General features: G+C 66.6%; 10 protein-coding genes. 6 read left to right on the top strand and 4 right to left on the bottom strand.

From position 1 onward, the window contains the following. Positions 1-40: 40 nt before the first annotated feature. A complete protein-coding gene (locus DIE12_RS15355; RefSeq protein ID WP_004189550.1) occupies positions 41-1084 on the bottom strand; it encodes a rod shape-determining protein in 1044 nt (347 codons plus the stop codon). A gap of 368 nt (positions 1085-1452) precedes the next feature. On the opposite strand from DIE12_RS15355, the gene gatC reads away from it, so the two are divergent. The 5 genes from gatC (at position 1453) to DIE12_RS15330 (ending at position 6580) form a co-directional block, all read left to right on the top strand. After that, positions 1453-1752, top strand: coding sequence for an Asp-tRNA(Asn)/Glu-tRNA(Gln) amidotransferase subunit GatC (gene gatC, locus DIE12_RS15350; protein WP_006407213.1), 300 nt, complete (start codon positions 1453-1455; stop codon positions 1750-1752). Between the two features lie 69 nt (positions 1753-1821). After that, a complete protein-coding gene (gene gatA / locus DIE12_RS15345; protein ID WP_124486699.1) occupies positions 1822-3312 on the top strand; it encodes an Asp-tRNA(Asn)/Glu-tRNA(Gln) amidotransferase subunit GatA in 1491 nt (496 codons plus the stop codon). Between the two features lie 3 nt (positions 3313-3315). Further along, positions 3316-4791, top strand: a complete 1476-nt coding sequence (gatB, locus tag DIE12_RS15340; protein WP_044847823.1) for an Asp-tRNA(Asn)/Glu-tRNA(Gln) amidotransferase subunit GatB — start codon at positions 3316-3318, stop codon at positions 4789-4791. Between the two features lie 126 nt (positions 4792-4917). Further along, on the top strand, positions 4918-5757 hold the full coding sequence (locus DIE12_RS15335; RefSeq protein WP_124486698.1) for a polyphosphate kinase 2 family protein: 840 nt from the start codon (positions 4918-4920) through the stop codon (positions 5755-5757). 49 nt (positions 5758-5806) lie between these two features. After that, positions 5807-6580: an exodeoxyribonuclease III gene (locus tag DIE12_RS15330; RefSeq protein WP_044847825.1), complete on the top strand. Its 774-nt coding sequence runs from the start codon at positions 5807-5809 to the stop codon at positions 6578-6580. Between the two features lie 104 nt (positions 6581-6684). Here the strand turns inward: DIE12_RS15330 and DIE12_RS15325 are convergent, their stop codons facing one another. Next, complete coding sequence (locus DIE12_RS15325; protein ID WP_124520555.1) at positions 6685-7737, bottom strand: NAD(P)-dependent alcohol dehydrogenase; 1053 nt, start codon at positions 7735-7737, stop codon at positions 6685-6687. A gap of 228 nt (positions 7738-7965) precedes the next feature. Here DIE12_RS15325 and DIE12_RS15320 point away from each other — a divergent pair, with 228 nt between their 5' ends. Further along, positions 7966-8910: an AraC family transcriptional regulator gene (locus DIE12_RS15320; protein WP_044847827.1), complete on the top strand. Its 945-nt coding sequence runs from the start codon at positions 7966-7968 to the stop codon at positions 8908-8910. A gap of 64 nt (positions 8911-8974) precedes the next feature. On the opposite strand, the gene DIE12_RS15315 is transcribed toward DIE12_RS15320, so the two are convergent. Both DIE12_RS15315 and DIE12_RS15310 read right to left on the bottom strand, forming a co-directional pair. Next, the gene (locus DIE12_RS15315) at positions 8975-10018 is read right to left on the bottom strand and encodes a M48 family metallopeptidase (protein ID WP_124520554.1); all 1044 of its coding nucleotides are present in this window, start codon (positions 10016-10018) and stop codon (positions 8975-8977) included. Then, positions 10008-11429 (bottom strand): AmpG family muropeptide MFS transporter, encoded by a 1422-nt coding sequence (locus DIE12_RS15310; protein WP_124486695.1) that lies wholly within the window; start codon positions 11427-11429, stop codon positions 10008-10010. The genes DIE12_RS15315 and DIE12_RS15310 overlap by 11 nt, the downstream gene beginning before the upstream one ends. Between the last annotated feature and the right edge of the window lie 11 nt (positions 11430-11440).

Here is an 11440-nt window from a genome sequence, read left to right as displayed (position 1 = left end):
CGCCATATCAAACGGGACTGCTTAGGCGATCACTCGTCGATCACTCGTACGAGAAGATGCTGCCCAGCTTGTCCATGCGTTCGAGCGCCATGCCCGAACCGCGTACGACGCAGGTGAGCGGATCTTCGGCGACGAGCACCGGCAGGCCGGTTTCTTCCGCGAGCAGGCGGTCGAGGTCGCGCAGCAGTGCGCCGCCGCCCGTCAGCATCATCCCGCGCTCGGCGATGTCGGCGCCGAGTTCCGGCGGCGTCTGCTCGAGGGCGATCTTCACCGACGACACGATCTGGTTCAGCGGATCGGTCAGCGCTTCGAGGATTTCGTTGCTGGAGATCGTGAAGCTGCGCGGAATGCCTTCCGACAGGTTGCGGCCCTTCACTTCCATTTCCTTGACTTCGGAGCCCGGGAACGCGGAGCCGATTTCCTTCTTGATCGCCTCGGCGGTTTGTTCGCCGATCAGCATCCCGTAGTTGCGGCGGATGTAGTTGACGATCGCTTCGTCGAACTTGTCGCCGCCGACGCGCACCGAGCCTTTGTAGACGATGCCGCCGAGCGAGATCACGCCGACTTCCGTGGTGCCGCCGCCGATGTCGACGACCATCGAGCCGGTGGCTTCCGACACCGGCAGGCCGGCGCCGATCGCGGCCGCCATCGGCTCCTCGATCAGGTAGACCTGCGATGCGCCGGCGCCGTGCGCGGCTTCCTTGATCGCGCGGCGCTCGACCTGGGTCGAGCCGCACGGCACGCAGATGATGATGCGCGGCGACGGCGAGAACATGCGCGACTCGTGCGCCGTCTTGATGAACTGCTTGATCATCTGCTCGGTGACGGTGAAGTCGGCGATCACGCCGTCCTTCATCGGGCGGATCGCCTCGATGTTGCCCGGCACCTTGCCGAGCATCTGCTTGGCTTCCTTGCCGACTGCCTGGATCGTCTTCTTGCCGTTGGGGCCGCCTTCCTGGCGGATCGACACGACCGACGGCTCATCGAGCACGATGCCCTTGCCGCGCATGTAGATCAGGGTGTTTGCGGTGCCGAGGTCGATCGCCAGGTCGTTGGAGAAGTAGCTGCGCAAAAAACCGAACATTCAGAATCCTGTTTCGCTCTGGGCCGGCCCTGCATAGCGAACGCTGAGGGCGGGCAGCGGAAAAAATAACAGCCTCGGGAAGCGTGGCGGAAGCGGCCGCCGCGGCGCACGAAGCTGCGAGTGATGTCTACCGGGAATCGCACGAAGCACGCACGGCTTGCCGAAGCGGGGCGAAACGGTGCGGGAAAAGGCTGCCGGGTTTGGGTCGAACGCGTAATGATACCTTATAATTTCGCGGTATTTGAATCGAAACGGACGGTATTTTTGCCGCTTCGGCCCTGATTTTTGAGGGTGGGATCGTACCCTCCAACCCCCCGCCGCAGCGCGCTTTTCGATGCGCTGCGCAGCCTTGTTTTTCCGGTGATCGCATGGCCCTGACCCTGACCGATGTGAAACGCATCGCGCACCTCGCGCGACTCGAAATGGCCGACGCCGACGCCGAGCATACGCTCGGCCAGCTCAATGAATTCTTCGGCCTCGTCGAGCAGATGCAGGCGGTCGACACCGCCGGCATCGCGCCGCTCGCCCACCCGATCGAACAGATCCAGGAAGTCGCGCAGCGCCTGCGCGACGACGCCGTGACGGAAGTCGTCAATCGCGACGACAACCAGCGTCCGGCGCCGGCCGTCCAGGACGGCCTCTATCTCGTGCCGAAGGTGATCGAGTAAGCATTCGATGAGAAGCGCGCCGGCCGGCCTGCGCCGCGCGCCACCCAGAATTCCCAGGAAAACCACTCAATGCACGCAAAAAGCCTGACCGAACTGCGCGCCGCGCTCGCCGCCAAGGAATGCTCGGCCGTCGAGCTCGCGCAGCTCTACCTGAAACGGATCGACGCGGCACGCGACCTGAACGCGTTCGTCCATGTCGATGCCGACCTCACTCTTGCGCAGGCGAAGGCCGCCGACGCCGAGCTCGCGCGCGGCGCGGGCGGCGCGCTGACCGGCCTGCCGATCGCGCACAAGGACGTGTTCGTCACGCGCGGCTGGCGCTCGACCGCCGGCTCGAAGATGCTCGCGAACTACGAAAGCCCGTTCGACGCGACCGTCGTCGCCCGCCTGCAGGCGGCCGGCATGGTCACGCTCGGCAAGACCAACATGGACGAGTTCGCGATGGGCTCGTCCAACGAGAACTCGGCGTTCGGCGCGGTGAAGAACCCGTGGGACACGAACGCCGTGCCGGGCGGCAGCTCGGGCGGCAGCTCGGCGGCCGTCGCCGCGCGCCTCGCGCCGGCCGCGACCGGCACCGACACCGGCGGCTCGATCCGCCAGCCCGCGTCGTTCGCGGGCGTAACGGGCATCAAGCCGACCTACGGCCGCGTGTCGCGCTACGGGATGATCGCGTTCGCGTCGTCGCTCGACCAGGGCGGCCCGATGGCGCAGAGCGCGTCCGACTGCGCGCTGCTGCTGAACGCGATGGCCGGCTTCGACGAGCGCGACTCGACGAGCCTCGAGCGCGACGACGAGGATTTCACGCGTCACCTCGGCCAGCCGTGGGCGGCCGGCAACGATGCGGGCAAGCCGCTCGCGGGGCTGCGCATCGGCCTGCCGAACGAGTATTTCGGTGATGGTCTGGCCGACGACGTGCGCGCGTCGATCGACGCGGCGCTCAAGCAGTATGAAGCGCTCGGCGCGACGCTCGTGCCGGTGTCGCTGCCGAAGACGGAACTGTCGATCCCCGTGTACTACGTGATCGCACCGGCGGAAGCATCGTCGAACCTGTCGCGTTTCGACGGCGTGCGCTTCGGCCACCGCGCCGCGCAGTACGGCGACCTGCTCGACATGTACAAGAAGTCGCGCGCCGAAGGCTTCGGCCCCGAGGTGAAGCGCCGGATCCTGGTCGGCACCTACGTGCTGTCGCACGGCTACTACGACGCGTACTACCTGCAGGCGCAGAAGATCCGCCGCATCATCGCGAACGATTTCCAGGAAGCGTTCAAGTCGTGCGACGTGATCATGGGCCCGGCGTCGCCGACGGTCGCATGGGATCTCGGCGCGAAGGGCGACGATCCGGTGCAGATGTATCTCGCGGATATCTACACGCTGTCGGTGAGCCTCGCCGGTCTGCCCGGCATGAGCGTGCCGTGCGGCTTCGGCGCCGGCGCGAACGCGAAGCGCCCGGTCGGTCTGCAGATCATCGGCAACTATTTCAACGAAGCCCGGATGCTGCAGGTCGCCGACGCGTTCCAGCGCGCGACCGACTGGCACAAGCAAGTTCCGGCAGGGGTGTAAGCAATGACTACGCAATGGGAAGTCGTCATCGGTCTCGAGACGCACGCGCAACTGTCGACCGTCTCGAAGATTTTCTCGGGCGCGTCGACGCAGTTCGGCGCGGAGCCGAACACGCAGGCTTGCCCGGTCGACCTGGCGCTGCCGGGCGTGCTGCCGGTGCTGAACCGCGGCGCGGTCGAGCGCGCGATCCGCTTCGGCCTCGCGATCGGCTCGACCATCGCGCCGCGCAGCATCTTCGCGCGCAAGAATTACTTCTACCCCGATCTGCCGAAGGGCTATCAGATCAGCCAGTACGAGATTCCGGTCGTGCAGGGCGGCCAGATCACGATCCAGGTGCCCGCCAACGAAAAGGCCGGCAAGGAAGCGTACGAGAAGACCGTCAACCTGACCCGCGCGCACCTCGAGGAAGATGCGGGCAAGTCGCTGCATGAAGACTTCGCCGGGATGACCGGGATCGACCTGAACCGCGCGGGCACGCCGCTGCTCGAGATCGTCACCGAGCCGGAAATGCGCAGCGCGGCCGAGGCCGTCGCGTATGCGAAGGCGCTGCACGCGCTCGTCGTGTGGCTCGGCATCTGCGACGGCAACATGCAGGAAGGCTCGTTCCGCTGCGACGCGAACGTGTCGGTGCGCCCGGTCGGCCAGGAAAAGTTCGGCACGCGTGCCGAGATCAAGAACCTGAACTCGTTCCGGTTCCTTGAAGAGGCGATCAACTACGAAGTGCGCCGCCAGATCGAGCTGATCGAGGACGGCGGCGAAGTCGTGCAGGAAACGCGCCTCTACGATCCGGACAAGCGCGAGACGCGTTCGATGCGCAGCAAGGAAGACGCGCACGACTACCGCTACTTCCCCGACCCCGACCTGATGCCGCTCGTGATCGGCCGTGACTGGGTCGAGCGCGTGCAGGCCGGCATGCCCGAGCTGCCGGCCGCGATGCAGCAGCGCTTCGTCGAGCAGTACGGCGTGTCCGCGTACGACGCGGGCGTGCTGACGTCGAGCAAGGCGATGGCCGCCTACTTCGAGGCGGTGGTCGCGAAGGCCGGCGCGGCGAACGCGAAGATCGCCGCGAACTGGCTGATGGGCGACGTGTCGTCGCAGCTGAACCGCGACGGCATCGAGATCGACGCGATTCCCGTGTCGGCCGCGCAGCTTGCGCTGGTGCTGCAGCGCATCGCCGACGGCACGATCTCGAACAAGATCGCGAAGGAAATCTTCGCGACGATCTGGGACGAGAAGGCGACCGACGAAGGCGCGGCCGACCGCATCATCGACGCGAAGGGCCTGAAGCAGATTTCCGACACCGGCGCGCTGGAAGCGATCATCGACGAGGTGCTGGCGGCGAACGCGAAGTCGGTCGAGGAGTTCCGCGCCGGCAAGGAAAAGGCGTTCAACGCGCTGATCGGCCAAGCGATGAAGGCGACCAAGGGCAAGGCCAATCCGCAGCAGGTCAACGAGCTGCTGAAGAAGAAACTCGGCTGAGCATGGCCGCGCGCCTGAACCGCGCCTGACCACGGGCCGCCGCCGAACCTGTTCGGGGCGGCCCGTCGTTTTGGTGCATGCGTTATCGTGTGCGCGTGTGCATCGCACCGTCCAACGGAGGAACGAATGGCGAAACAACCGTCGCTCGACGATTTCCGCGTGCCGTACAGCACGCGCGAGAAGGAAGCTGCCGCATTCAAGCTCGATGCGTTCGATCCGGCCGCGAAGCCGTTTTCGTCGGGGTCGAAGGACGCCGACCGCGAACGGCTGTCGGCCGTATCGACCGAGCTCGACGTCCAGCAGGAGCGCCTGCACACGCAGCAGAAGAAGCGCGTGCTGCTCGTGCTGCAGGGGATGGATACCAGCGGCAAGGACGGCACCGTGCGCGCCGTGTTCCGCGAGGTCGATCCGCTCGGCCTGCGCGTCGTGTCGTTCAAGGCGCCGACGCCGATCGAGGCCGCGCACGACTTCCTCTGGCGCGTGCATGCGCAGGTACCGGCCGCGGGCGAGCTCGCGATCTTCAACCGCAGCCACTACGAAGACGTGCTCGTGCCGCGCGTGATCGGCGCGATCGATGACAAGGAATGCGAGCGCCGCTACCGGCAGATCCGCGATTTCGAGACGATGCTGTTCGAGAACGGCACGACGATCGTCAAGTGCTTCCTGCACATCTCGAAGGACGAGCAGCGCGAGCGGCTGCAGGCGCGCATCGACGATCCGACCAAGCACTGGAAGTTCGACATCGCCGATCTCGACGCGCGCAAGCACTGGGAGGCGTACCAGTCGGCGTACCGCGATGCGCTCGCCGCGACGTCGGCCGAGCATGCGCCGTGGTACGTGATCCCGGCGAACTCGAAGACGCACCGCAACGTGATGATCGCCGAGCTGCTGCTGCGCACGATGACCGACATGAAGCTCGAATTCCCGCCGCCGAAGCCGGAACTCGAAGGCGTGAAGATCCGCTAGGCTGCGAACCTGCAACCACATCGAACTGAACTGAACAACGGAACCCGACATGATGCGAGTGATTACCGCCAACCTGAACGGCATCCGCTCCGCCGCGAAGAAGGGCTTCTTCGAATGGCTCGGCGAACAGAATGCCGACTGCGTGTGCGTGCAGGAAATCAAGGTATCGGCCGACGACCTGCCGGCCGAATTCGTCGAGCCGCACGGCTTCAGGAGCTACTTCCATCACGCCGAGAAGAAGGGCTACAGCGGCGCGGGCGTGTACAGCCGCCACGAGCCCGATGACGTGATCATCGGCTTCGGCAGCAGCGAATTCGACTCCGAGGGGCGCTACGTCGAGGCGCGCTACGGCAAGCTGTCGGTCGTGTCGGTGTATGTGCCGTCCGGCTCGAGCGGCGAAGAGCGCCAGCAGGCGAAGTACCGCTTCATGGACGAGTTCATGCCGCACCTCGCCGAGCTGAAGAAGAAGCGCGAGGTGATCCTGTGCGGCGACGTGAACATCGTGCACAAGGAAATCGACATCAAGAACTGGAAGAGCAACCAGAAGAATTCGGGCTGCCTGCCGGAAGAGCGCGCGTGGCTCACGCAGCTGTTCGACGATGTCGGCTACGTCGACGTGTTCCGCACGCTCGATCCGCGCCCCGAGCAGTACACGTGGTGGAGCAATCGCGGCCAGGCGTACGCGAAGAACGTCGGGTGGCGGATCGATTACCAGATCGCGACGCCGGGCGTGGCCGGCACCGCGAAGCGCACGTCGATCTTCAAGGACATCAAGTTCAGCGATCACGCGCCGCTGACGGTCGATTACGACTACAAGAAGTGAGCGTCGGCGCGACGCGCTGCGCGTCGCCGTCGAGTCGTCCGGTCGCCGGACGCAAAACGGGGCCGCATGTCGAACATGCGGCCCCGTTTCGTTTGGTGCGTCGCTTACTGCTTGATCGACGCCATGTCGATCACGAACCGGTACTTCACGTCGCTCTTCAGCATCCGCTCGTAAGCGGCATTGATCTGCTGCATCGGAATCGTTTCGATATCCGACGTAATGCCGTGCTCCGCGCAGAAGTCGAGCATTTCCTGCGTTTCCGCGATCCCGCCGATCAGCGAGCCCGCGAGGCGGCGGCGCTTGAAGATCAGGTTGAACACCTGCGGCGACGGATGGTCGTGCTCCGGCGCGCCGACGAGCGTCATCGTGCCGTCGCGCTTCAGCAGGTGCAGGAACGGATTCAGGTCGTGCTGCGCGGCGACCGTGTTCAGGATGAAGTCGAAGCTGTTCAGGTGCGCGTTCATCTGCGCTTCGTCCTTCGAGATCACGACCTCATGCGCGCCGAGACGCTTGCCGTCCTCGATCTTCGACGGCGACGTCGTGAACAGCACGACGTGCGCGCCCATCGCGCGCGCGAGCTTCACGCCCATGTGACCGAGGCCGCCGAGGCCGACGATCCCGACCTTCTTGCCGGGCCCGACGTTCCACTGGCGCAGCGGCGAATAGGTCGTGATCCCCGCGCACAACAGCGGCGCGGCGCCGGCCGGGTCGAGTGTCTCGGGCACGCGCAGCACGAATGCCTCGTCGACGACGAGCTGCGTCGAATAGCCGCCGTACGTGACGTCGCCGGTCACGCGGTCCTGGCCGTTGTAGGTGCCGACGAAGCCGTTCTCGCAATACTGCTCGAGGCCTTCCGCGCAGCTCGGGCAGGTGCGGCACGAATCGACGAGACAGCCGACGCCGACCAGCTCACCGACCTTGAAGCGCGACACTTGCGGGCCGGTCGCGGTCACGCGGCCGACGATTTCATGGCCCGGCACGACCGGGTAGATCGTGTTGCGCCATTCGTTGCGGGCCTGGTGCAGGTCCGAGTGGCAGACGCCGCAGTAGAGCACCTCGATCTGGACGTCGAGGTCGCGCAGCGCGCGGCGCTGGAATTCGAACGGGGCGAGCGGCGAGCGCGCGTCGGTCGCCGCGTAAGCGTAGGTTGTGCTCATGCAGGGGGCTCCTTGTCCGGCAAAAAGTCCGGCGAATCAGACTGCCGCCGCATCATGTGGCGACGCGGCGAGACAGGTGCCCATCGTAAGGAGCGGGCCGCGTCGGCGAAATACACGAAGGTCTCGAAGATTTGCCTATTCCTCTCGAAGTGCACGCGAACGGCCGTCAAAACGCTTTCAAGGTGCTACATTGCGAGCCTGATTCTCTTGCCGGACATGACGACGCCCGTGAGCTTCCAACCCCTTTTCGACGACACGGGCGACCGTGTGCGGCGCCGCATGATCGAGCTGCATGCGCGTCTCGCGCCGAACGAGGGCGATACGCCGGCGGCGCTCGACGGCGTGCGCTTCTTCCGCGTGAACCGCCCCGTGCCGCGCATGCCGGTGCTGTACGAACCGAGCATCATCGTCGTGTGCCAGGGCCGCAAGCTCGGCTATCTCGGCGACCGCTCGTTCGTCTACGACGCGCAGCAGTATCTCGTGCTGTCGGTGCCGCTACCGTTCGAATGCGAGACCTTCGCGAGCATGGACGAGCCGTTTCTCGCGATCTCGATCCGCGTCGATCTCGCGGTGATCGCCGAGCTCGCGATCCTGCTCGACGAGACGCTGGGTGCTTCAGTCAGCGAGCCGCACGGCGTCTATTCGACGCCGCTCGACGCGCCGCTCGCCGACGCGGTGGTGCGGCTGCTCGAAGCGCTCGCGTCGCCGCACGACACGTGCGTGCTCGGGCCGGCGATCATGCGCGAGATCGCATACCGCGTGCTGACGGGGGCGCAGGGCGACGCGATTCGGGCGGCGCTCGTCCAGCAGCATCATTTCGGCCGCATCGCGAAGGCGCTGCGGCGCATCCATGCGGACCTGAAGGCCGATCTCGACGTCGAGACGCTCGCGCGCGAGGCCGGGATGAGCGTTGCGGTGTTCCACGCGCAGTTCAAGCACGTGACGGCGACGTCGCCGATGCAGTATGTGAAGGCCGCGCGCCTGCACCAGGCCCGGTTGATGATGGTGCAGGACGGTCTCGGCGCGGGTGCGGCGTCGGCACGGGTCGGTTATGCGAGCGCGTCGCAGTTCAGCCGCGAGTTCAAGCGGCTGTTCGGCCGCAGCCCGGGAGACGAAGTACGCTGGATGCGCGAAATCGGCAGCCGGCCGGTCGAGTCGGAAGTCGGCGCGTAGCGCCTGGCCTCGTGCGCCGGTGATGCGTGCCGGTGATTCCCGGGGAAGCCGCCGGGTGCGGCGCTCAGCGCCGTACGACCTTGCGCCGCTGCGCGCTGATGCCCGCGTAGTCGGGCAGCGTGTCGACGCGTTTGGCCGTCGCCTTCGCATACAGCGGCATCAGGTCCGGCAGGCGGTTCAGCAGATCCTGCCGCCGCGCGGCGCTGTACGGATGCATGTAGATGAAGCCCGACGTCTTGTTCGCGCGCGTCGCCGCCGCGAGCTTGTCCCACAGCGTGATCGCCGCGCGCGGATCGAAGCCCGCGCGGGCGGCGATGTCGCCGCCGATCACGTCGGCTTCGGTTTCGTCGGTCGGGTCGTAGCGCAGCGTCTGCAGGCGTTCGCCGAGGTTCAGCGCCTGCGGCAACGGATCGCCGACGCCGAACAGCGGCGGCAGCGTGGCGGCGCGCAGCGACGTTTGCGACGTCGCGCTGAAATTGCTGCGCGCGTGTTCGCGCAGCGCATGCGCGATGCCGTGTGCGATCAGCACGCCGAACTCGTCGTCGTTCAGGCGGACGCGATCGAGCAGCCCGCCGTACACGAGCACCTTGCCGCCCGGCAGGCAGGTGATGCGGATGTCGCGCGAGCGGATCACGTTGACGTCCCACGCCCAGCTCTTCACACGATCGTTCCACTTCACCGAATACGGCGCGAGCTTCATGACGATCGCGCGCAGCCGCTTCACGCGCGGCTGGTTCGCGGGCAGCAGGCGGTCGCTGTCGGCGGCGGCCTGGACGATCTGCGCGTATTCGTTCGCGGTGAGTTGTTCGAGCAGCGGCGACGGGATCAGCGTGCGGAACGCGATCGCATTGCCGTAGCGAACCTGCTGCGGCGCCGGCGTATAGGCTTTCGCGGGCACGGCGGCGCCGGTCGGCTGCGCGGCTTCGGCTGCAGGCGGGGGAGCGGATGCAGCCGGTGTGGACGGCGATGCCGGGGCAGCGGGCGCGGAGCCGGCCATGGCCGCAACGGTGTCGGACGCATGAGCGCTTCCCGCCGCGCCAAGCGTCGCGAAGCCGACGCCCAGCGCGGCGGCGACGCGCGCCACGCGATGCAGGCGGTCATTGCGCACGGCTGGCCTCGCCGTTGCGCGCGGTGCCGTTCCACGGCGCGATCTTGAACAGCAGCAGCATGCCGGGGATCGCGAGCGCGGTGCACACGATGAAGTAGTCGAACCAGCCGATCTTCGCGACGATGAAGCCGCTCGCGGCCGATGCGAGGGTGCGCGGCACGGACGCGAGGCTCGTGAACAGCGCGAACTGCGTGGCCGTGTAGCGCGGATCGGTCGTGCTCGCGATATACGCGACGAACGCGGCCATCGTCAGGCCGGTCGTGAAGGTTTCGACGCCGTAGACGATCGCGAGCGCGACCGTCATCGGGCTGAATTGCGGCGTGACCGCGACGCCGAACACGGACAGCGCCGCCGCGATCGCATGGCTCGTCGATACCGTGAAGTCGTACAGCATCGCGAGCACCGGCGAGCCGGGGCCGAGTTGCGCGAGCCATGCGAAGCCGAGCGTCGACACCATCTGCAGCGCGCCGAAGATCCACAGCCCGCGGCCGATCCCGATCTTCACGAGCCAGACGCCGCCGATGATGCCGCCGGCGACGCTCGCGACGAGCGCGGTGGTCTTCGCGACGATGCCGATCTCGGTGCGCGTGAAGCCGATGTCGAGGAAGAACGACGTCGACAGCGTGGTGGCCATCGTGTCGCCGATCTTGAACAGGAAGATGAACGCGATGACGAGCAGCGCGCCGCTCCAGCCGTCGCGCTGGATGAATTCGCGGAACGGCAGCACGATCGCGTCGCGCAGGTTGCGCGGCGGCGCGCCGACGACTTCCGGTTCGCGCACGAGCAGCGTCATCAGGATGCCCGGCAGCATGAACGCGCCGGTGAGCGCGAACACGGCGTCCCATGGCATGTGGTCGGACAGGATCAGCGCGAGCGAGCCGGGGATCAGCGCGGCGAGCTTGTATGCGTTCACGTGCACCGCGTTGCCGAGGCCTTGCTCGGTGTCGCGCAGCAGTTCGCGGCGATAGGCGTCGATCACGATGTCGGAGCTTGCGCCGAAGAACGCGACGAGCGTCGTGAGCGCGGCGACCGTCCAGATCGAGTCGCGCGGCGACACGAAGCCGAGCGCGGCGATCGCGCCGGCGACCAGCACCTGCGTGAGCAGCATCCAGCCGCGCCGGCGGCCCGGCCGCCAGCCGGGCAGGCGCGGGATGTAGCGGTCCATCAGCGGCGCCCACAGGAACTTCCACGTATACGGGAACTGGATCAGCGCGAACAGGCCGATTTCCTTCAGGTTCACGCCCTCGGAGCGCAGCCATGCCTGCACGAGGTAGACGAGCGTGAACAGGGGCAGCCCCGACGTGAAGCCCAGGAACACGCAGATCAGCATGTGCGTGTTCAGATAGGCGCGCCAGCCGGGGTGATCCTCGTGAGCGGTGAGTGCGGGCGCCTCGTGTGGCGTTTTGGACATGGACGGAAACT

Source organism: Burkholderia sp. Bp9015 (assembly GCF_003853505.1).
Taxonomy (GTDB): domain Bacteria; phylum Pseudomonadota; class Gammaproteobacteria; order Burkholderiales; family Burkholderiaceae; genus Burkholderia.
This window is presented reverse-complemented; position numbering and strand designations above follow the sequence as displayed.